19 protein-coding genes are annotated in these 22319 nt (G+C 65.7%); 10 read left to right on the top strand and 9 right to left on the bottom strand.

Annotated features, from left to right (window positions below; genetic code table 11):
- Nucleotides 1-3: 3 nt before the first annotated feature.
- A complete protein-coding gene (locus HR9077_RS14195; protein WP_136067836.1) occupies nt 4-1419 on the bottom strand; it encodes an MFS transporter in 1416 nt (471 codons plus the stop codon).
- 239 nt (nt 1420-1658) lie between these two features.
- A complete protein-coding gene (gene nhaD / locus HR9077_RS14190; RefSeq protein ID WP_136067648.1) occupies nt 1659-2909 on the bottom strand; it encodes a sodium:proton antiporter NhaD in 1251 nt (416 codons plus the stop codon).
- A 214-nt stretch (nt 2910-3123) separates the two neighbouring features.
- Between nhaD and HR9077_RS14185 the strand changes: the two genes are divergently transcribed.
- From HR9077_RS14185 to HR9077_RS14160, 6 genes are all read left to right on the top strand, one after another.
- Nucleotides 3124-5073, top strand: coding sequence for an acetoacetate--CoA ligase (locus HR9077_RS14185; protein ID WP_136067647.1), 1950 nt, complete (start codon nt 3124-3126; stop codon nt 5071-5073).
- A gap of 132 nt (nt 5074-5205) precedes the next feature.
- Entirely contained in the window at nt 5206-6078 is an 873-nt protein-coding gene (locus HR9077_RS14180; RefSeq protein WP_136067646.1) for an acetyltransferase, read from the top strand.
- The gene (locus HR9077_RS14175; protein ID WP_244613256.1) at nt 6024-6941 is read left to right on the top strand and encodes a LysM peptidoglycan-binding domain-containing protein; all 918 of its coding nucleotides are present in this window, start codon (nt 6024-6026) and stop codon (nt 6939-6941) included. Before HR9077_RS14180 ends, HR9077_RS14175 begins: the two co-directional genes overlap by 55 nt.
- Nucleotides 6942-7030: 89 nt before the next feature.
- A complete protein-coding gene (locus HR9077_RS14170) occupies nt 7031-8185 on the top strand; it encodes a glycosyltransferase family 4 protein (protein WP_136067645.1) in 1155 nt (384 codons plus the stop codon).
- On the top strand, nt 8157-8708 hold the full coding sequence (locus HR9077_RS14165) for a phosphatase PAP2 family protein (RefSeq protein ID WP_136067644.1): 552 nt from the start codon (nt 8157-8159) through the stop codon (nt 8706-8708). Before HR9077_RS14170 ends, HR9077_RS14165 begins: the two co-directional genes overlap by 29 nt.
- A gap of 37 nt (nt 8709-8745) precedes the next feature.
- Nucleotides 8746-9381 carry an alpha-ketoglutarate-dependent dioxygenase AlkB family protein gene (locus HR9077_RS14160; protein ID WP_136067643.1) on the top strand — a complete coding sequence of 212 codons (636 nt, stop codon included), beginning with the start codon at nt 8746-8748 and terminating at the stop codon, nt 9379-9381.
- Nucleotides 9382-9461: 80 nt separating this feature from the next.
- Here HR9077_RS14160 and gcvT read toward each other — a convergent pair whose 3' ends face one another.
- The 3 genes from gcvT to HR9077_RS14145 form a co-directional block, all read right to left on the bottom strand.
- Nucleotides 9462-10577 (bottom strand): glycine cleavage system aminomethyltransferase GcvT, encoded by a 1116-nt coding sequence (gene gcvT, locus HR9077_RS14155; protein WP_136067642.1) that lies wholly within the window; start codon nt 10575-10577, stop codon nt 9462-9464.
- A gap of 34 nt (nt 10578-10611) precedes the next feature.
- Nucleotides 10612-11991 carry an alanine/glycine:cation symporter family protein gene (locus HR9077_RS14150; RefSeq protein WP_136067641.1) on the bottom strand — a complete coding sequence of 460 codons (1380 nt, stop codon included), beginning with the start codon at nt 11989-11991 and terminating at the stop codon, nt 10612-10614.
- Between the two features lie 339 nt (nt 11992-12330).
- Nucleotides 12331-12519 carry a hypothetical protein gene (locus HR9077_RS14145; RefSeq protein ID WP_136067640.1) on the bottom strand — a complete coding sequence of 63 codons (189 nt, stop codon included), beginning with the start codon at nt 12517-12519 and terminating at the stop codon, nt 12331-12333.
- Here HR9077_RS14145 and gcvH point away from each other — a divergent pair.
- On the top strand, nt 12518-12910 hold the full coding sequence (gcvH, locus tag HR9077_RS14140; protein ID WP_136067639.1) for a glycine cleavage system protein GcvH: 393 nt from the start codon (nt 12518-12520) through the stop codon (nt 12908-12910). The genes HR9077_RS14145 and gcvH overlap by 2 nt on opposite strands.
- A gap of 100 nt (nt 12911-13010) precedes the next feature.
- Nucleotides 13011-15905: an aminomethyl-transferring glycine dehydrogenase gene (gene gcvP / locus HR9077_RS14135; RefSeq protein ID WP_136067638.1), complete on the top strand. Its 2895-nt coding sequence runs from the start codon at nt 13011-13013 to the stop codon at nt 15903-15905.
- 71 nt (nt 15906-15976) lie between these two features.
- Here gcvP and HR9077_RS14130 read toward each other — a convergent pair whose 3' ends face one another.
- Complete coding sequence (locus HR9077_RS14130; protein ID WP_136067834.1) at nt 15977-16894, bottom strand: LysR family transcriptional regulator; 918 nt, start codon at nt 16892-16894, stop codon at nt 15977-15979.
- Between the two features lie 362 nt (nt 16895-17256).
- Between HR9077_RS14130 and ppnN the strand changes: the two genes are divergently transcribed.
- Nucleotides 17257-18621, top strand: a complete 1365-nt coding sequence (ppnN, locus tag HR9077_RS14125) for a nucleotide 5'-monophosphate nucleosidase PpnN (RefSeq protein WP_136067637.1) — start codon at nt 17257-17259, stop codon at nt 18619-18621.
- A gap of 124 nt (nt 18622-18745) precedes the next feature.
- Here ppnN and HR9077_RS14120 read toward each other — a convergent pair whose 3' ends face one another.
- The 3 genes from HR9077_RS14120 to HR9077_RS14110 form a co-directional block, all read right to left on the bottom strand.
- The gene (locus tag HR9077_RS14120; protein ID WP_244613254.1) at nt 18746-19123 is read right to left on the bottom strand and encodes a hypothetical protein; all 378 of its coding nucleotides are present in this window, start codon (nt 19121-19123) and stop codon (nt 18746-18748) included.
- Nucleotides 19124-19125: 2 nt separating this feature from the next.
- On the bottom strand, nt 19126-19590 hold the full coding sequence (locus HR9077_RS14115; protein ID WP_136067636.1) for a flavodoxin domain-containing protein: 465 nt from the start codon (nt 19588-19590) through the stop codon (nt 19126-19128).
- A 94-nt stretch (nt 19591-19684) separates the two neighbouring features.
- A complete protein-coding gene (locus HR9077_RS14110; RefSeq protein WP_136067635.1) occupies nt 19685-21598 on the bottom strand; it encodes a propionyl-CoA synthetase in 1914 nt (637 codons plus the stop codon).
- 401 nt (nt 21599-21999) lie between these two features.
- On the opposite strand from HR9077_RS14110, the gene HR9077_RS14105 reads away from it, so the two are divergent.
- On the top strand, nt 22000-22317 hold the full coding sequence (locus HR9077_RS14105) for an ArsR/SmtB family transcription factor (RefSeq protein WP_136067634.1): 318 nt from the start codon (nt 22000-22002) through the stop codon (nt 22315-22317).
- The last annotated feature ends 2 nt before the right edge of the window (nt 22318-22319 follow it).

Here is a 22319-nt window from a genome sequence, read left to right as displayed (position 1 = left end):
CGCTCAATCGGCCCGGTCGGGGTAGATACGTCTGCCCGCTGCCCCGATCGCCGCTCGCCCGCGCTGCTCGCCAGCGTCCATCACCGACTCGGCCGGTGCCTCGTCCTCGGCCGGCGCGTCGTTGCTGCCGGCGTCTTCATAGTGATAGTTGACGAAGTCGAACTCCAGCTGCTGCGGCTCATGCCGGGGGTCGAGCTCGCTATGGTAGTGCGGCGTCTCCATGATCGGCATCGGCGCATAAGGCTCCTGCTCGATCGCCTGCTCGGCGGCGGTCGGCGCGCTGTACAACCGAACCGACACGAATACCGCCAGCGCCAGCGCGGCAGCGCCGAGGAACAACCACAGCCCCTCGGGTCCCAGGAACTGCATGACCAGCGAGGCGCTGAACGGGCCGATGATCGAGCCGATGCCGTACCAGATCATCAGCTTGGCGTTGGCGGCGATGATCTCGGAGGGCTCGAGCCAATCGTTGGTATGCGCCAGGCTCAGCGAATACAGGGTGTGCAGCATCGCCGTGTGCAGGCAGGCCACGACCAGCAGCGCCAGGTAGCTGTAGCTGGCGGCCGCCGAAATGAAGGCCCCGGTCACCGCCATCACGGCCGCCATGCACAGGATCACCTTGCGCCGGTCGAGACGATCGGAGATCCGCCCCAGCGACCATTGCGCGACCAGCGCGACCAGCGTGGTGGTCGCCATGAACTGGGCCGTCTGGCTGGTAGACAGGCCGATCTCCTGACCGAAGAACGGTGTCATGGCGAAGAAGGCCTGGGCCATCAGCCCGGCGGTAAATGCCCCCACCAGGCCCACCGGGGCCCGCTTGAACAGCTCCTTGAGCCGGATCTTGTGGGCCACGTCGTGGCTCGACTGCGAGGGTCCGTGGATACGGTGGATCGACAACGGTACCAGCGATAGCGCGAACAGCATGCCGGCCACCGAGAACAGCACGGCGGTGGCCGGATCGGCGATGTTGAGCATCCACTGGCCGCCGGCCAGCGACAACGTCGAGATCACCAGATACCAGCCCAGCACCTTGCCGCGGTTCTCGTTGCTCGATTCCCCCGACACCCACGATTCCATCACCATCAGCAGTCCGGCGGTCGCCGCGCCCCCGGCGACGCGCCAGACCAGCCAGGCCCAGGGGTTGATCCAGATGCCATGCAGCATCGCCGTGACCGCGAGCATCGCCGCGCAGGCGGCGAACACCCGGATGTGGCCCACCGAGCGGATGCGCTTCTCGAGGAAGTAACTGCCCAGCACGAAGCCCAGCGAAAAGCTCGACATCAACAGGCCCGCCATTTGCGACGGAAAGCCCTCCAGGGACATGCGCACCCCGAGCAGGGTCATGATCAGCCCGTGGCCGAGCAGGAAGCTGATTTCGCAGACGAAGAGAATCGGCAGGGTTGCCGGCAAGCCGCGCAAGAGCGTCACCTCCGGGTCGATGGGGAAAAACGAGGCCGCCGGAGCGAGTGAGACACCCGTCCGGCGGCTGAAATGCGGTAATGATGACAGATTGTAGCTTGCGGCCGCCGCCCCCACCAAATTCGCCGGCCCTGCCGGTAGTTATGCACAGTGGCTGTGCACAACCCTGTGAGCGATGGCTGGGCAACCGGTCCCAGGCCACGCGTGATGCGCGACCGGGAAGGTTGGCCACATCTTGATCAACCGACCAGCAGGCCCATGGCGTAGGCGCCGCCGAAACCCAGACTGTAGGCCAGCACCAGTGCGGGCAGGTAACGCAGATAACCGCTGAAGGTCAGTCCGCGCACCTTGGCCAGGGCGATGATCCCCGCCGCCGAGCCGATCACCAGCAGCGAGCCGCCGACGCCGGCGGCATAGGTCAGCGCCAGCCAGTCGGCACGCTGCATCTCGATGCCCGACTTGAGCAGTGCCGCGGTCAGCGGCACGTTATCGACCAGCGCCGAGAGCAGCCCCATCACGTAATTGGCCTGCCAGACCGGCAGCGACTGGTAGCCCTGGGTCAGGAAAGCCAGCACGCCGATCTCCTTGAGCATGCCCACCAGCAGCAGGATACCCAGGAAGAACAGCAGCGTGTCGTACTCGATGACCCGAATGTAGTCGAGCACCCGTCGCTCCTCGGCCTCGGAGCGACGCTCGACGTAATGACCGATCATGAACATCACCGACATCCCGAACAGGAAGGTCAACAACGGCGGAATGCCGAACAGCACGTTGCCGGTCAACGTGGCGAGGATGGTGATCAGAAAGACCGCCGCGATCAGACGGTCCGAGCGGCGGGTCTGGCGACGCTCGTGCGGGATGGTGACCGCGCCGCCGAGGCCGGGCATCAGCAACAGGGCCAGCACGATGACGGCGACCAGCGAGGGCAGCGACAGCAACATCAGGTCGGGGATCGCCACCTTGCCGCTCAGGAAGATCATCAGCGTGGTGACATCGCCGGTAATCAGGGCCACCCCGCCGGAATTGACCGCGAACACGGTCATCACCGCGAAGCGCCGGGTCTTCTCGGGCGGCAGCTGCAGCGACAGCACCAGGGTCAGCGAGACCAGCGAGGCGGTGATGTTGTCGGCCAGCGACGAGAACAGAAAGGCAAAGGCCGCGGTCAACAACAGCAAGGCGCGTTCGTCGATACGCTTGGGCAGGACGCGATAGATCAGATTGGCGATCATGCCCTTGGCATTGAGATAGGCGACGAAGGTCATCGCCGCCATCAGGAACAGCCACAGCGTGGCGATCTCGAGCAGGTTCTCGTTGAGCGCCTCGAGGGTCAGCCCGCTCTCCCGCGACGAAAAGATGAACAACAGCAGCCAACTGAGCGTGCCGATGAACAGCGTCGACTTGGCCTTGTTGAGATGGATGACGTCTTCCAGCGCGACGAGAACGAAAGCCAGCACCGCCAGCGCGACCAACAACCACGACAACCACGTCATCCGAAAGGCTCCTTGTCGAGCCGCCGGGCAATCGTGACAATTCACCGGCAGCCGTTTTCAATGATAGTGTTTTGCGCTGCACAAGCCGTGCGTCCGGGTCGTCGCGCGTCATCGCCCCACGCCCGCCATCGCCCGTCGGCCGCTCGCGAACTTCTGGGCCAACTCCAGCGCGCGCCAATCATAACCACCCCGGACAAGAAAAAGGAGCGGAAAGATGACCATGCCCCTCTGGCAGCCTTCACAGGCGAGCATCGAAGCCACCCAGATGCATGCCTTGATGCAACGCATCAACCGCGAGCATGGCCAGTCGCTCGCCGACTACGCCGACCTGCACGCATGGAGCGTCGCCAACCTCGAACGCTTCTGGCCGCTGGTCTGGGAGCTCGGCGGCGTGATCGCCGAGCAGCGCGGCGACAGCGTGCTTTCGCGTCCGGACGCCATGCCCGGCGCGCGCTGGTTCCCCGAGGCGCGGCTCAACTTCGCCGAGAACCTGCTGCGCCGGCGCGACGACAAGCCGGCACTGATCGCCTGCGACGAGCGCGGCCGTCGCCGCGAGCTGAGTTATGGCGAGCTCTACGAGCGGGTCGCCAAACTCGCCCATGCGCTGCGCGGCAGCGGCGTCACCCCCGGCGACCGGGTTGCCGGCTTCGTGCCCAACAGCGAACATGCGATCATCGGCCTGCTCGCCACGGCCAGCATCGGCGCGGTGTGGTCGTCCTGCTCGCCGGATTTCGGCTTCAACGGGGTGCTCGATCGCTTCGGCCAGATCCAGCCCAAGGTGCTGATCGCCACCGACGGCTACACCTGGAACGGCAAGCCGATCGATACCCGCGAACGCCTCGCCCGGATCAGCACCGCCATCGACTCGCTCAACCAGGTCGTGGTGTTCCCCTTCCTCCACGACGAACCCGACACCCACGGCATCGACAAGGCGGTCGCCTGGGACGACTACCTCAGCAACCCGGCCAGCGACATCGACTTCGAGGCACAGCCCTTCGATCATCCGCTGTACATCCTCTATTCCTCGGGCACCACCGGCGCGCCCAAATGCATCGTCCACTCGGCCGGCGGCAGCCTGCTCCAGCACCTCAAGGAGCACCGCCTGCATACCGACCTCGATGGCGACGACGTGCTGTTCTACTACACCACCTGCGGCTGGATGATGTGGAACTGGCTGGTCTCGGGCCTGGCCTGCGAAGCGACCCTGGTACTGTTCGACGGCTCGCCGTTCGCGCCGGACCCGCAAACGCTCTGGGAGATCGCCGCACGCGAGCGCATCAGCGTGTTCGGCACCAGCGCCAAGTACATCGCCGCCTGCGAGAAGGAGGGGCTCGCCCCCGGCCGCGATCACGACCTGTCGGCCCTGCGCGCGGTGCTCTCCACCGGCTCGGCACTGGCCCATGAATCGTTCGACTATGTCTATCGCGATATCAAGAGGGATCTGCTGCTGGCCTCGATCTCGGGCGGCACCGACATCGTCTCGTGCTTCGCGCTGGGCTGCCCGATCCGCCCGGTCTATCGCGGCCAGCTGCAGTGCCGCGGCCTGGGCATGGCGGTGGATGTATTCGACGACGACGGCAAGCCGCTGCGCGGCGAGAAAGGCGAGCTGGTATGCACCCGGCCCTTCCCGTCGATGCCGGTGGGTTTCTGGAACGACCCCGACGGCGAGCGCTATCGCGAGGCGTATTTCTCGGCCTTCCCGGGCATCTGGGCGCACGGCGACTACGCCGAGATCACCGCCGAGGATGGCCTGATCATCCACGGTCGCTCCGACGCGGTGCTCAACCCCGGCGGCGTGCGCATCGGCACCGCCGAGATCTACCGCCAGGTCGAGAAGGTCGACGGCGTGCTGGAATCGCTGTGCATCGGCCAGGAGTGGCAGGATGACGTGCGCGTGGTGCTGTTCGTTCGTCTGCAGGAGGGCGTCGCCCTCGACGACGCGCTGCGCGACGAAATCAAGCGTACCGTGCGCGCCAATACCACCCCGCGCCACGTGCCGGCACGCATCGTCCAGGTCGCCGACATTCCCCGCACGCTGTCGGGCAAGATCGTCGAGCTCGCGGTGCGCAATGTCGTTCACGACCGCCCGGTCAAGAACCAGGACGCGCTGGCCAACCCCGAAGCGCTCGAGCTCTACCGGGACCTGCCCGAGCTGCAGCATTGAGCGCGACGTACCCGCGAAGCCCCTCGCCGTCCTCACGCCGGACGCCAAGCATGGCCAGCGTGAGGCGCGCAAGGCTGGGCAGCCTGTTGCGCTTGCAGTAGCATGATCGCCAAGTCACTGATGGAGAATGGCATGTCGACCCTGAAAGGGCTCGTCAGCCTGCTGCTGCTGATATTCAGTACGCTGTTCTGGGGCATTCCCTTGCTCGTTTTGACACTGCTCAAACTGGTCACCCCGACACGCCGCCTGCGACTGCGGGTACTCGGCGGGCTCAACCAGGTCGCGCTGGCCTGGCTGGGAACCAACCTGTGGTGGATGCGCCACTGGATTCGCCCGGTCCTCGACATGCGCGTCCCCGAGGGACTGTCGCCCCAGCAGTGGTGGCTGGTGATCGCCAATCACCGCAGCTGGACCGACATCTTCGTGCTGCAGATGGCGCTGCATCGGCGCATCCCCATGCCGCGCTTCTTCATCAAGCGCGAGCTGATCTGGGTGCCGATCGTCGGCATCGCTTTCTGGGCCCTGGAATTTCCCCTCATGCGTCGCTACAAGCGCGAGCAACTCGCCCGCAACCCGGCCCTGGCCGAACGCGACCGCCAGGCCACCGAACGACTCTGCGAGCACGCCCAGCAGGTACCGATGGCCATCTACAACTTCGTCGAGGGCACGCGCTTCACCCCCGCCAAGCAGCAGGCGCAGGACTGCCCCTATCGACACCTGCTGCGGCCCAAGGCCGGCGGCAGCGCCCAGGTCATCAACCTGCTCGGAACGCGGCTAAGCGGGATCCTCGACGTGACCCTGGCTTATACCCGGCAACGCCCGAGCTTCTGGGACTTTCTCTGCGGCCGTGAAGGATCGATGAGCCTCTACGCCCGCCCTATCGAGTTGCCGACATGGATGCTCGGTGGCGATTACCACCAGGACCCGCACTACAAGGAACGCTTCCAGCAATGGCTCAACGCCCTATGGCAGGAAAAGGACGCCAGACTCGACTCGCTGCGCTGATCCTGCTCCTGCTAGTGCTGAGCGGTTGCGCCTCTCATTCACGTCCCACGATCAGCGACGGCACGCCGCTCGCCGGCAACTGGGTGAGCATCCGCCCCGGTGACACCCTCGGCGAACTGGCGCGCCGCGCCGACGTGCCGCTGTTGCGGCTGCAGCGCTTCAATCCCGGCGTCAAGGCCCGTCAGTTGCGGGTCGGACAGCGCATCCTGATCCCCACGCAACGCGAGCGCGCCCCGGGTGGCGGCCCCTATCGCTACCAGATTCGTCCCGGCGACACCTATACCGAAGTGGCGCGGCTTTTCGGCACCACGCCATCGCGCATCCAGGCCGCCAATTCAGGGCTGGCCCCCAACCAGCTCAGGGTCGGCCAACTGATCCAGGTTCCTCTGTCCGGCTCGCCGACGCGGAGCACCGCGAGGCGTGCCGCGCCCACCAAAGCCGCTTCGACCCGCGCGGCCAGCCTGCCCGACCCGGGGCCGCTGCCCAAGCAGAAAAAGCACTGGCCCTGGCCGCTCGACGACTATCGTCTGGTGCGCGATTTCGGACGCGATTCCCGCGGGACTCTCCAGCCCATGCTGCTGGCCACCCAGCAGGGCAGGCAGGCGCATGCGGTCGCCGACGGCGACGTTCGCTTCGCCAGCTCGATGCGCCAGCTCGGCCAGGTGGTGATCGTCCACCATCCCGGCAACCTGCAGAGCGTCTACGCCCTGTGCGGCGAGCTCGAGGTCAAGGAGGGCCAGCCGGTCAAGGCCGGCACGCCGCTCTGCATGGTCAGCCGCAACGCCACCACCGGCCGCTACGACCTGCTGTTCGACGTGCGCCACGGCGGCAAGCCGATCGACCCACGCCAGGTCCTGCGCTGAGCCGCGTCACCGACTCTTAACGCCCTTGTCGCGCGGCTGTCATCGCCGCACGCGAAGCTGAGCCCATTCAGCACGACGAGGGCTACCGCATGCGCATCGCCATGGTCAGCGAAACCTGGGCCCCCGATATCAATGGGGTCGCCCACACGCTGCAGCAGTTGAGCCGGGCGCTGATCCAGCGTGGCGTGACGCTGCAGCTGGTGCGCCCCAGACCCTTCCAGCCCGGCAAGGCCGCAGGGATGGAGCATGAACTGCAGGTCTCCGGCTTTCGCGCCCCGACCTACCCCGATGTACGCCTCGGCATGCCGGCGCGAAAGGCACTGACCCGGCTCTGGCAGCAGGCACGCCCCGACGCCATCTACATCGCCACCGAAGGCCCGCTGGGCTGGTCGGCGCTCAACGTCGCCAGACGACTGGCCATTCCGGCCGTCAGCGGCTTCCATACCAATTTCGATCACTATGCCGGCGACTACGGCATGCGCTGGCTGGAAGCCCCGGTACGCGGCACCCTGCGCTACTTCCACAACCGCAGCCAGGCGACGCTGGTGCCCACCGAGCAACGCGCCGAGGAGCTCCGGCGGACCGGCTTCGAGCGTGTGCGGGTCATGGGCCGCGGCATCGACGCCGACCACTTCGGCCCGCACAGGCGCGATGTCGCGCTGCGCCGGAGCTGGGGCGTCGACGAGCAACAGCCGGTGGCACTGCATGTGGGTCGGATCGCCCAGGAGAAGAACCTCGACCTGCTGGTCGAGTCGTTTGCGGCGATGCAGGCCGTGCAGCCCGATCTGCAACCCCTGGTGGTCGGCGACGGGCCGCAGCGTGCGGCACTGGAAAAGCGTCTGCCCGGCGCGATCTTCACCGGCTTCGTGGACAACGAATCGCTGGCCCGCCATTACGCCAGCGCCGACCTCTTCGTCTTTCCCTCGCGCTCGGAGACCTACGGCAACGTGGTCGCCGAAGCCATGGCCAGCGGCCTGGGCATCGTGGCCTTCGATTACGCGGCCGCGGCTTTGCTGATCGAGCACGATCGGCATGGCTTGAAGGCCCCCTTCGACGACCCGGCGGCCTTCGTCGCCCACGCCGCCGCACTCTGCCGCAACCCCGCCCAGGCAGCGCGGCTGGGGCGTGCCGCGCGCCAGCGTGTCGAACATCACGCCTGGTCGCGGGTCGCCGATGACTTCCTCGCCACCCTGCTACAGGTACAGGAGACGGCCCATGGAAAATCGCAATCTGCACGCGTTTGAACGGCTCGATCTGCTCGAATGGCAGACCTGCCACCGGCTGGCCGGCTACAGCCGTCACTGGCCCTTGCTGCTGACCCTGCGCATTGCCAGCCGACTCGGCGACTGGCCGGTCTGGGCCGCGCTGATCGCCTGCCAGGCGCTGATCCATGGCGCCCATGGCTGGTGGCTGGCGCTGCAGTTCGCGCTGACCGCCGGGGTCGCCGCGCTGATCTACCGGCTGGTCAAGACCCGACTGTGCCGCGAGAGGCCCTTCATCACCTTCGAGCAGATCCCCTGCACCATGCCGCCGATGGATCGCTACAGCTTTCCCAGCGGACACACCATGCACGCGGTGGCCTTCACCACGCTGACCGCCGACAGCGCGCCCTGGCTGCTGGTGGTCATCGCGCCCCTGGCCGCGCTGATCGCTCTGTCGCGGGTGGTTCTGGGACTGCACTACCTCAGCGATGTCGCGGCTGGCGCCCTGCTCGGCTACCTGATCGCCGAGGCCAGCCTTTGGCTGTGGTCCCCGGCCGCGCTGTAGGCTGGTCACCAGCGATGTCGCATGCCATCCTCGCGGCATGCACTCACGCGAGATACCCGGCTGGGAAACGCTGCTTGCCCAGCCGCCACTGCTGCTCCATCGGCAATGCCTGGAACCCGCCCATGCCGACCGCCTGCTCGAATGCCTCGAGCATGACCTGCCCTGGCAGCGTCCCGAGCTGACACTCTACGGCCGGCGTCACCCGATTCCGCGCAGCCAGGTGTGGATGGGCGACCCGGAAGCCGGCTACCGCTATTCGCAACGGGACTTCCAGCCCGAACCCTGGCACCCGGCGGTACGCGAATTGCGCGATCGAATACAGACGCTGGTCGTCGAACACGATGCCAGCGCACGCTTCAACAGCGTGCTGCTCAACCGCTACGTCGACGGTGAACAGCGCATGGGCTGGCACAGCGACGACGAGCCCGAACTCGGCGAGACGCCGCTGGTGGCCGCGGTCAGCCTGGGCGCCGAACGGCCACTGCGCTTTCGCCATCGCCATGGACCGCGCCGGGCCTTCAATGTCTGGCTGCCCCACGCCAGCCTGCTGGTCATGGGCCGCGGTTGCCAGCAGGCGCTTCAACATGCCTTGCTGCCGCGGGCGATCCCCGGGATACGTATCAGCCTGACGTTCCGTCAGGTTCACGGGGGCGCTCCCCAGATATCGACCTGAACGACCACCGAAAAAGACGAAGGCCATCCGTGTGGATGGCCTTCGCAGCAAGATAACGGTATAAGCAATGCGCGAGCGTGTCAGCCCCGATGGTAACCGGGGGTAACGAACGGCATCCTGCTGACCGTCATCGGCAGCCGCTTGCCACGCACCTCGGCATGGACGACGTTGCCTATCTCGGCGGACTCGATGGCGACATAGCCCATCGCCACCGGCCTGCCCACCGTCGGACCGAAGCTGCCCGAGGTGACCTGCCCGATCGAGTGGCCATCGGCGTCGAACAGCTCCGCGCCTTCACGGACCGGGGCGCGCCCTTCGCCGAGCAGGCCTACACGCTTGCGGCGATGATCGCGCGCCTGGATCTGATGGAGAATCACATCGGCGCCCAGGAAACCGGCTTCGCGCTCGCCGCCTGCACGTCGCGGCTTGCCGACCGCCCAGATCAGGCCGGCCTCGACCGGCGTCGTGGTCTGGTCGATGTCATGACCATACAGACACAACCCCGCCTCGAGACGCAGCGAATCGCGCGCCCCCAGGCCGATCGCCTCGACCTCTTCTTCCGCCAGCAGCAGGCGCGCCAGGCGCTCGGCATCCTCGCCGGGCACCGAGATCTCGAACCCATCCTCGCCCGTGTACCCGCTGCGACTGATCCGTACCGGGATATCGCCGATCGCAACACGCGCGTGCTGCATGAACGTCAGTTCGCAGGCTGCCGGACAAAGGCGGCGCATGACGGCCGCCGCCTTGGGGCCCTGCAGGGCGAGCAGGCCGCGTTCGAGCTCCTCGATCCGATGGTCGCCGCCCAGGCCGGTGCGCAGGTGGGCGATGTCCTGGGCCTTGCAGGCGGCGTTGACCACCAGATAGAGCTGATCCTCAGCGACCTTGGCCACCATGAGGTCGTCGAGGATGCCCCCCTCGGTGCCAGTGAACAGCGCATAGCGCTGGCTACCTTCCGCCAGCCCGACGATATCCGCGCAGACCAGGCTTTCCAGGGCCTGCGCCGGGTCCGGTCCGCGCAACATTACCTGACCCATGTGCGACACATCGAACAGTCCGCAGGCCTCGCGGGTATGCTCGTGCTCTTTCTTGACCCCCAGGGGATACTGCACCGGCATGTGATAGCCGGCAAATTCGACCATCTTGCCACCCAGTTCGAGGTGCAGGTCATGCAGCGGGGTCGTGCGCAGATCAGTCATCGGATGCTCCAGGGTCAGGTTGTTAAGGCCGGATTCAGCGATCGAGGTCCTCGCCGGGCAGTACCGGCTTGCCGGCGAAATAGTCCTTCGACAGCTTGAAGACCACCGGCGACAGCAGCGCCAGCGCGATCAGGTTGGGTATCGCCATCAGCGCATTGAAGACGCTGGCCATCAGCCACACGAAATCCAGCGGGGCGACGGCACCGGCGAGAATCGCCAGGATGTAGACCACCCGGTAGACCTTGATCGAGGCGATGCCGAACAGGTATTCGCAGCACTTCTCGCCGTAGAAGGCCCAGCCGAGGATGGTCGTGAAGGCGAACACCGCCAGCGCGAAGGACACCACGTACTGGCCGACGCCCGGGAGGGCCCCATCGAAGGCCATGGCGGTCAGCGCGGCGCCGGTCTCGCCGGAGGTCCACTCGGCGCTGGTCAGGATCGCCAGCGCGGTCACCGAGCAGACCACGATGGTGTCGATGAAGGTCCCGAGCATCGCCACCAGCCCCTGACGCACCGGATTCTTGGTCTGCGCCGCGGCATGGGCTATCGGCGCGCTGCCCAGCCCCGCCTCGTTGGAGAACACGCCACGCGCCACACCATACTGGATCGCCTTGGCCACGGCGGCACCGGCGAAACCACCGGCAGCGGATACCGGCGTGAAGGCGTGGCCGAAGATCAGCCCCAGCGCCGCGCCGACCTGCTCGGCATTGATGATCAGCACCAGCAGGCCACAGACGATATAGGCGACGGCCATGATCGGCACCAGCTTGCCGGCGACCTTGGCGATGCGCTTGATGCCGCCGAGAATCACCGCGCCGGCCAGCACCATGATCACCACCCCGGTCAGCCAGTGCGGCATGCCCAACGATTCGCTGAGACCGTCGGCGACCGAGTTGGACTGCACGGTATTGCCGATACCGAACGCCGCGACGGCGCCGAAGAACGCGAACAGCCCGCCCAGCCAGGCCCATTTTCTGCCCAGACCGTTGCGAATGTAGTACATCGGTCCGCCGACATGATCGCCCGCCTCATCGACCTCGCGATAGCGCACCGCCAGGACCGCTTCGGAGAACTTGGTGGCCATGCCCACCAGGGCAGTGATCCACATCCAGAACACCGCTCCCGGGCCACCCAGGAAGATTGCGGTGGCGACACCTGCGATGTTGCCCGTGCCGATGGTCGCCGATAGCGAGGTCATCAAGGCATTGAAGGGGGACACCTCGCCCTCCTTCCGATCGCTCTCCGAGGCACTGCGGCCCTGCCAGAGCAGCTTGAAGCCGATCCCCAGCTTGCGAATGGGCATGACTTTCAGGCCCAGTTGCAGATAGAGGCCCACGCCCAGCAGCAGGACCAGCATCAAAGGCCCCCAGACCACGCCTTCGATGGCTGAAAAAATATTGGTCAACGTTTCCACGTTCGTTCTCCCTTAACGATTGTTGTCTTGATGATTTGTCAGCCAAGCGCCGGCTCGTGTCGAGCGGCGGCCCCCTGGCAGAATTCACCATTATGACGCCAGGTTTCAGAAGGAAAACCCGACCTTCTGCTGGATTTCATCAAATAAGCAATGCCTCATGGCGAATGGAGCGCGCCGGACCAAAACAGGAAAATATTTCTTATCGGAAACACGGCCACATTACCCAGTGGCGGTCTCGATCTCAAGGATCGCGGCTCACCTTTTTCCCGGTGTCCCTTGAGCGTAGTAACCCGCCCACGCCTTTTCACGCGCCGACTGCGCCCTCGGCACGCAGGCATGTCAAGCTCCCGTGTCGAGCGACTGGACTTGCCCGGAAAATCTGCCCACCCTTACCCTGACGGTCAGGTCAAACAGGCCCGGGAACGTCTTGCCAGGCCCGGATGCTGGCAGCCAAAGGCTCGCCAATGGGCTCTTTTCGCGATACGATTCCTCGACAAGAAAACCTTTTTTCGTATAGGAAAACTTCATGAGCAACATTCCCGCGAATCTGCGCTATACCGACAGCCACGAGTGGATTCTCGACAACGGCGATGGCACCTTGACCATCGGCATCACCGACCATGCCCAGGAAGCCCTGGGGGACGTGGTCTTCGTCGAACTTCCCGAGGTAGGCCGCACGCTCGACAAGGGCGAGGAGTTCGGCGTGATCGAGTCGGTCAAGGCCGCATCGGACCTTTACGCCCCGCTGGATGGTGAAATCGTCTCCGTCAACGAAGCGCTCGAGGATGCACCGGAGACGGTCAATTCCTCGCCCTACGAAGATGGCTGGCTGCTGACCCTCAAGCCCAGCGACAGCGACGCACTCGACGACCTGCTCGATGCCGACGCCTACGCCGCCATTGTCGACGCAGAAGCGTGAAGCCGACGGGGCGGGCAACCTCAACCTGCCCGCCCCGCGCCCTTCCGTTTGACGTCTTTCTTTATCGGGCCTGACCGCCCCCTACCCTTCAGGGTGTTGCATGTCTACAGACAATCGCCGCCTGGCCGAACTGGTCAGTCATGATGCCTTCGTTAAGCGCCATAACGGTCCCGATGCCGACGATACGCAAGCCATGCTCGCCGCGCTCGATGTCGCCGACATGGCCTCACTGATCGACGAAACCATCCCCGCGGGGATCCGGCTCGATCGAGAGCTCGCCCTCGAGGCGCCCCGTGGCGAGGCCGAAGCGCTGGACTACCTGAAGCGCCTGGCCCGCCAGAACAAGGTCTTCAAGACCTATATCGGTCAGGGCTACTACAACACCCATACCCCGGCGGTGATCGTCCGCAACGTGCTCGAGAACCCGGGCTGGTATACCGCCTACACCCCTTACCAGCCGGAAATCGCCCAGGGCCGCCTGGAGGGGCTGCTCAACTTTCAGCAGATGGTCATGGACCTGACCGGCATGGACCTGGCCAACGCCTCGCTGCTCGACGAGGCCACCGCCGCCGCCGAGGCCATGGCGCTGTGCCGGCGAGCCAACAGGAAGGTCAAGAGCGAGCGTTTCTTCGTCGCCGACGACGTCTTTCCGCAGACCCTCGACGTCCTGCGCACCCGGGCCGTCTATCTGGGCATCGAGCTGGTCGTCGATCGTGCCGAGGCCGTCGCCGAGCATGATGTCTTCGGCGCACTGTTCCAGTATCCCGGCGACGGCGGTCGCGTGCACGACCTGGCGGCACTGATCGACACCGCGAAGCGCAACCAGGCGATGGCCTGCGTGGCCGCCGACCTGATGAGCCTGGCGCTGCTCAAGGAGCCCGGTGCGCTGGGTGCCGACATCGTGCTCGGCAACTCGCAGCGCTTCGGCGTGCCGATGGGCTTCGGCGGCCCTCATGCGGCCTTCTTCGCCACCACCGACAAGCACAAGCGCTCGATTCCCGGACGCATCATCGGGGTGTCCAAGGACAGCCGCGGCAATACCGCCCTGCGCATGGCCATGCAGACCCGCGAGCAGCACATCCGCCGCGAGAAGGCGACCTCCAACATCTGCACCGCCCAGGCACTGCTGGCCAACATCGCCGGCTTCTATGCCGTCTATCATGGTGCCGAGGGCCTGCGCACCATCGCCACCCGCATTCATCGGCTGACCAGCATTCTCGCCGAGGGCCTCAGGCGCAAGGGCGTGACGCTCGAGCACGACAGCTGGTTCGACACCCTGACCCTGACCGGCGTCGATGTCGGCAAGATTCATGGCCGTGCGCTGACCCACGAGATCAACCTGCGCCTGCGCGATGACGGCCGGGTCGGTGTCAGCCTCGACGAGACCACCACCCCCGCCGATGTGGCGGTGCTGTTCGACGTGCTGCTCGGCGAGGAACACGAACTCTCGGTCAGTGCGCTCGACGAGGCGATCGTCGCCGAGGGTCGCGACGGCATCCCGGCGGGCTATCGTCGCGAGAGTGCCTACCTGACGCATGCCAACTTCAACCGTTACCGCAGCGAAACCGAGATGCTGCGCTATCTCAAGCGACTCGAGAATCGCGACCTGTCGCTGACCCACGCGATGATTCCGCTGGGCTCGTGCACCATGAAGCTCAACGCCACCAGCGAGATGATCCCGATCACCTGGCCGGAGTTCGCCCGGATCCACCCCTTCGCGCCCAACGACCAGACGGTCGGCTACAAGCAGATGATCGACGAGCTGGCGGCGTTTCTGGTCGAGCTCACCGGTTACGACCACATCTCGATGCAGCCCAACTCGGGCGCCCAGGGCGAATACGCGGGGCTGGTGGCGATCCGTCGCTATCAGGCCGATATCGGCGAGGGGCATCGCGACATCTGCCTGATTCCCAGCTCGGCGCACGGCACCAACCCCGCCTCGGCGGCGATGGCGCAGATGAAGGTGGTGGTGGTCGAGTGCGACGACAGCGGCAACATCGACGTCGCCGACCTGCGCGCCAAGGCCGAACGGCACAGCGACGCACTCGCGGCGATCATGATCACCTACCCCTCCACCCACGGCGTGTTCGAGGAGACGGTACGCGAGGTGTGCCAGATCGTTCACGACCATGGCGGCCAGGTGTACATCGACGGTGCCAACATGAACGCCCAGGTGGGGCTCTGCCGCCCCGGAGATTTCGGCGGCGACGTTTCGCACCTCAACCTGCACAAGACCTTCTGCATCCCGCACGGCGGCGGCGGCCCGGGCATGGGCCCGATCGGCGTCAAGGGGCATCTCGCACCGTTCGTGTCCAATCACGTGGTGACGCCGATCGCCGGGGTCCGCGAGGCGTGCGGCGCGGTCGCGGCGGCGGCCTACGGCAGCGCCTCGATCCTGCCGATCTCGTGGGCCTACATCAAGATGATGGGCGCGCGCGGGCTGCGCGAGGCCACCGAACTGGCGATCCTCAACGCCAACTACATCGCCCTGCGCCTCGTCGATCACTACGCGGTGCTCTATCGCGGTGCCAACGGCAGGGTGGCCCATGAGTGCATCATCGATACCCGTCCGCTCAAGACGAGCTCGGGGATCAGCGAGGAAGACATCGCCAAGCGCCTGATGGATTACGGTTTCCATGCGCCGACCATGTCGTTCCCGGTGCCCGGCACGCTGATGATCGAACCCACCGAGTCGGAGTCACGCTATGAGATCGAGCGTTTCTGCGAGGCGATGATCGCGATTCGCGAGGAGATCGCGCGGGTGGAAAGCGGTGAATGGAGCCTCGAGGACAACCCGTTGGTCAATGCCCCGCACACCATGGCCGACCTGCGCGACGCCGAGTGGCCGCACCCCTATTCGCGCGAACTGGCGGCCTTCCCCTCGGAAGCCACCAAGGCCGCCAAGATATGGCCGGCGGTCAATCGCGTCGACAACGTGTTCGGCGATCGCAACCTGATCTGCTCCTGCCCGAGCATCGACGAATACCGCGACTGACGACACCTTCCGCAACGCCCCGGGAGCCCGCTTCGGCGGGGCTCCCGGGGCAGTCGCATCGCACGGTCGGTTCAGATATCGAACCCCGGCTCCTCGACCAGACCGTACAGGGTGTTGCGCCGCTCCTCGCGGAATTCGCCGAGCAGCTGCGTGTAGCGTCGCGGCGTCTCGCTGCCCGCCTGGGTGACGACATACAGCGTCTCGTAGACCTGGTTGGGCAGGGTCAGCGCCTTGACCTGCCGCTGCCAGGGCGAGGTTTCAAGGACCGGCCTCGAGACCACCGTGAAGCCCAGCCCACGGGCGACGGCGTCGAGCACCATGGCGACCTCGTTGGTGTGCCCCTGGCGCGGGAAATGGCTCATCGAGCGAAATTCGCCGGCGAAATTGGCACGCAGCAACTGCCCGGCATAATTGATGCCGTCCGAGTAGTTCATGAACCCCAGCGCCAGCAATTCCTGCAACGAGGTGCCGGTAAAATCGGCCGGCACGACCAGGCACAACGGCTCCTGGTGCCAGGGCTCGAACTCCAGATCCGGATGCTTGAACACCTCGGTCACGATGCCCAGATCGTAGCGGCCGGCCACCACGTCCTGCACGATCTCGTCGTTGAAGGCGAAACTGTAGCTGACGGTGAGCCCGGGGTGCATCTGCTGGTAGCCGAGAATGAACGGATAGAACAAGAGCCCGACGCTGCCCGGCGAAGCCACCCGGCAGTCGCCCGAATCCAGCGACTCGTTGTCCAGCGAATGGCGGAAATGCTCATGCTCGGCGAACAGCCGAACCGAATAATCGTAGGCCCGACGGCCGGCCTCGGTGAGGGTGAAGCGACGCCCGTAGCGGTTGATCAGCGACTTGTCGAGATAGTTTTCCAGCTTGCGAATGTGCTGACTGACCCCGGGCTGGGTCATCTCGAGTCGCCGTGCCGTGTGCGTGAAGCTGCCGGTCTCGACCAGGGTTATGAAAGTACGGAAATACTGGGCATTGAACATGGAACGGGCGACCACTCGCTGGAATTTCGTTGACCACAGCGCGCCAGGCAACGGCTCGATCCGGGGCGCAACCCGGACCAGGCTGCCACCAGATGACATGCCGGAGGCCATCTTAGCAAAGATGGCCCCGCGGCGCAGCGCTGCGGCCGGGATACCGGCGTGTTAGCATCGGGTGATGGGACTACGCTCAGTAAAAACCGTTACCATGCCCGGCACACTTGGCGTACCTACCGCCCCGCTCGACCGGCGCGATCGTCGATGGAACGCCCGCCCGCGACCGCGCCAATGTGTACACTTCAATTTACGCAACGACGCCCCCAGGCGTCGCCACACCCGATTGCAGGCATGACAAGGAACCGCTAATGCCGGAAACGATTTCGACCACGATTTCCCCGGAAGGCAGCCTCGAGGTGCTGTCTCAGCAGGAGGTCAACCGCTTGCGCGACACCTCGGCCAATGGTCTCCACGACCTTTTGCGTCGCTGCGCCCTGGCGGTACTCAACTGCGGCTCGCCGACCGACGACGGGCTGGCGGTGATGGAGACCTATCGCGATTTCGACATCGAGGTCCTGCAACAGGATCGCGGTATTCGTCTCAGGCTGACCAACGCCCCGGCCGATGCCTTCGTCGACGGGCGCATGATCCGCGGCATACGCGAGCACCTGTCGGCGATCCTGCGCGACATCGTCTACGTCTTCAACGAGATCCAGCAGCACTCGCGCTTCGACCTGGCAACCAGCGACGGCACCACCAACGCGGTCTTCCACATCCTGCGCAACGCCGGCACGCTCAAGTCGTCCCGCGAGCCCAGCCTGGTGGTCTGCTGGGGCGGCCATTCGATCTCGCGCGAGGAGTACGACTACACCAAGAGCGTCGGCTACCACCTGGGGCTGCGCGACCTGGACATCTGCACAGGCTGCGGCCCCGGCGCCATGAAAGGCCCGATGAAGGGGGCCAACGTCGCGCATGCCAAGCAGCGCCGCAAGCAGGGCCGCTACCTGGGCATCTCCGAGCCCGGGATCATCGCCGCCGAGTCGCCCAACCCGATCGTCAACGAGCTGGTGGTGATGCCCGACATCGAGAAGCGCCTCGAAGCGTTCGTTCGCGTCGGGCACGGCATCATCATCTTCCCTGGCGGCGTGGGCACCGCCGAGGAAGCCCTCTACCTGCTGGGCATCCTGCTGCATCCGGAGAACGCCGACACCCCGTTCCCGGTCATATTCAGCGGTCCGCCGAGCGCCGCCGACTACTTCAAGCGCATCGATGAGTTCCTGCGCTACACGCTGGGTGAAGAGGTCCGCCAGCGTTATCGCATCATCATCGACGACCCGGTGAAGGTGGCTCGCACCATGCGCGAGGGAATCGACGAGGTCACCGAGTTCCGCCGGGCGCATCATGACGCCTTCTACTTCAACTGGCGCCTCAACGTGCAACCCGGCTTCCAGCAGCCCTTCGAGCCCACCCACGAGGCGATGGCCGCCCTGCAGCTCCACCACGGCCAGCCGATCCATGAGCTCGCCGCCAACCTGCGCCGCGCGTTCTCGGGCATCGTCGCAGGCAACGTCAAGGAACCCGGCATTCGCGCCATCGAGGCGCACGGCCCTTTCCGGCTGCACGCCGAGTCCGAACTGATGGCGCGCCTGGACGACCTGCTCAACTCATTCGTCGCCCAGGGGCGGATGAAGCTACCCGGCAGCCATTACGTGCCCTGCTACACGCTGGACTAGGCGCGGCAAGGCGCGCCCCTCGGCACTCCAGCGCAAGCCGATGCCAGCCAAAAAGCAAGAGACCCGGCCGCCACGGTCGGGTCCTTGCGTGTGCAGTGTCCCTGGAGACGCTAGCGAACGGGCATCAGGCGCTGCGACGCAGCCCCACCGCCAGGGCATGGATCAACAGCCCCAGCGTGGTGCCATGCGAGAGCACCGCCAGGCCATCGAGGCCGGCCAGGCCGCCCTGTACAGCCTGCCAGACGGCGACCACGAGCAGGCTCGCGGCCATGGCAATCCCCATCCGTCCCAGCAACGGGGGAAAGCGTCGCCGCGCGACGGCGTCGAGCAATCGCCAGGAAGCCACGGCAACCCCCAGCACCACGACGGCGGCGATGCACAGCAGGATCAAGCGATCCTGCGCTACGCCGTCGGCGAGATAGCGCAGCAGGGTCGCCAGCATGGCGATCAGGATGCCGGTGAGGATGCTGACCCGTTCGGCGGTCATGACACGAGTCGTCATCGTCACCCGGCCTGCAGTTCGTTCTCGTCGATCCACGCCTCGGCCCAGGGCACGGCGGCGTCGTCGGCCATGAAGGTTTCCATGGCGTCGACCTCCAGGCGCTCGCCGACACGTTGCGCGCCATGGTCTTCGAGCAGCGCATCGAGGCTGCGCCCGGCGCCACAGAAGGTATCGCCATAGGAGCTGTCACCCAGCGCGACCAGCCCGTAGCGCAGCCCGCCGAGCGCGGGATGCCGCTCGTCGATCGAGCGGGCAAACGGCATGATGCCGCCGGGGTAGTCGCCACTGCCGGTGGTCGAGACGCAGAAAAGGGTCAGATCGGCGGCATCATCGGTAATGTCGTCGAGCGTCGGCTGCTCGAGGATGGACACCTCGTAGCCGGCCTGCTCGAAGAGCGGCTTGACCTGTTCGGCGACATCCAGGGCGCCGCCATAGACGGTGCCGACAATGATCTTGAGCGTGGGCATGGGCAGGACTTGCTTGGAAAATTTGCCCGGATACTAGCACGTAAAGCGCCGCTCGCGCAGGTCTCCCGGCCATGTCGCCCCAGGGCCGGGCCGCTTAGCCGCTCTGCTGCGCGCGATGTGCCGTGCCCACCTCGCCCTCCACCATGGCCTCGTGAACATCCTGAAGACTGGCGGGGTCGTCGATGGTCGACGGAACGCCGTAGGATTCGCCGTCGGCGATGTTGCGCAGCAGCTTGCGCAGGATCTTGCCCGAGCGGGTCTTGGGCAGGCGCGCAACCACCAGCACCTGACGCAGGCTGGCGATGGCTCCGATCTGCTCGCGAACCAGGGTCACCAGTTCACGCTCGAGCGCGACCGCATCGCCATCGAAACCGTCCTTGGGAATCACCAGCGCGACCGGCACCTGGCCCTTCAGTTCGTCCTGGATACCGATGACCGCGCACTCGGCCACCGCGGCATGCGAGCCCACGACCCCTTCCATCTCGCCGGTGGACAGGCGATGCCCGGCGACATTGATGACGTCATCGCTGCGACCCATGATGAACAGGTAGCCCTCCTCGTCGAAGTAGCCGCCGTCACCGCTCAGGTAACAGCCCGGGAAAGCCGCCATGTAGGCGCGCTGAAAGCGTTGCGGGTCGCGCCATATCCCCGTCAGGCAACCCGGCGGCATCGGCTCGCGAATCACCACGCTGCCCTGCTCGCGGCAGCCGGCCGGTTCGCCCCGCGAGTCCAGCACGGCCACGGCGAATCCGGGAACCGGTAGCGTCGCCGAACCGGCCTTGGTCGGCATCGGTTCAAGCCCCTGCAGATTGGCGACGATCGGCCAGCCGGTCTCGGTCTGCCACCAGTGATCGACGACCGGCACCGACAGCAGGTCCTCTAGCCAATGAAAGGTGGGCGGATCGAGGCGCTCGCCGGCGAGGAACAGCGTCCGCAGGCAGGCGATGTCGTGGCCTGCGAGTCGCCGGCCGTCCGGGTCTTCCTTCTTGATGGCGCGAAACGCGGTCGGCGCGGTGAAGAAAGCCCGCACCCGGTATTCCTCGATCAGACGCCAGAAAGCACCGGCATCGGGGGTCCGTACCGGCTTGCCCTCGTAGACCAGCGTGGTGCAGCCGTAGATCAACGGGGCGTAGACGATATAGGAGTGGCCGACGACCCAGCCGATATCCGAGGCCGAGAAGAACACCTCGCCAGGGGCCATGCCATAGACGCGGTCCAGCGAATAGTGCAGCGCCACCGCGTGGCCGCCGTTATCGCGCACCACCCCCTTGGGCTTGCCGGTGGTCCCCGAGGTGTACAGGATATACAGCGGATCGCTGGCCTTGACGGCGACGCAGTCGACAGGCGATGCACTCGCCACCAGCGCCCGCCAGTCGCGATCGCTGTCGTTCAATTCGGCACGCAGCGAGTCGCGCTGCAGGATCACGCAAGCCTCGGGGCGATGGCGGCTACGCGCCAGGGCCGCATCGACGATCGGTTTGTAGGGGATGACCCGATCCACCTCGACGCCGCAGGAGGCGGCAATCACCACCCGCGGCTCGGCGTCCTCGATGCGCACGGCAAGCTCATGAGCCGCGAAGCCGCCGAACACCACCGAGTGCACGGCCCCCAGCCTGGCGCAGGCGTACATGGCGATCAGCGCCTCGGGCACCATCGGCATGTAGATCACCACCCGATCGCCCTTGACCACACCCAGCGAGGCGAGCGCACCGGCGAACAGCGCCACCTCGTCGCGCAATTCCCGATAGCTCAGCGTGCGCCTGCCCCCGGTTACCGGCGAATCCCAGTGCATGGCGGGCTGGTCGCCGCGCCCCTCGGCAACGTGATGATCGAGTGCCACGTAGCAGGTATTCAGTTCGCCGTCGGCGTACCAGTGCGCATGCCCCTGCGCATCATAGCCGAGTATCTCGCGGGGCCGGCGAAACCAGGGGATACGCTGTGCCTGCTCGGCCCAGAAGGCCTCGGGATGCTCGATCGATCGCTGGTATTCGGTCTGGTATGCGCTCATGAAATGCCTGCCATTCAAGGATGATCGACAACCTCATCGGTCCCATCGGGCCGCGATGAATTGTTGACACAACTCTAGAGCATTCAGGCGGATTTACCGTCATACCATCGGCTAGTCGGCGGGAACGGATTGTTGCCAACCGCCTCTCGCCTTCCCGACAGAAAGTTTGTCGACAATGATCCGGCATAGCGACGCCGAAAATCATCGTGGCGATGAATTAGCGTTGGTCGCCCCGAAAAGGCAAATTTGCGTGGTTGTTGAAGTTTCACTAAATCAGTAAGAGAGGCAGACTTGTTGCGTTACCTCTCACGTCACCCGCGGCGGCTCCGACACCTGCGAGCAGGCATCGGCAGCGGGAAAATGGACACGGCGCAGGACGCGCCGGCCACAGGAGGCAAAACATGACTAACCGCCCGCTCGCTGCACGGCTGCTGAACGACCCCAACGATGCCATCCTTTCATCGACCAACCTGTTGAAGGCGGTCGCCAACGAAAATCGCCTGCGCATCCTCTGCCTGCTCGACAACGGCGAACTCTCGGTGTCCGAGCTGAACACCCGTCTGTCGCTGAGCCAGTCGGCACTCTCGCAGCACCTGGCCATACTGCGCCGTATCGGGCTGGTCTCCACCCGCCGCGCCTCGCAGACCATCTATTATTCGCTGCAGGGCAACGAAGCCAGGCAACTGATCGACACCCTGGCCAGGTTGTATCTGGACTAGCC

The sequence above is a fragment of the Modicisalibacter radicis genome, assembly GCF_900961225.1.
Taxonomy (GTDB): Bacteria; Pseudomonadota; Gammaproteobacteria; order Pseudomonadales; family Halomonadaceae; genus Modicisalibacter.
Note: the sequence above shows the minus strand (reverse complement) of the source record. Positions and strands in the feature narration are given on the sequence as shown.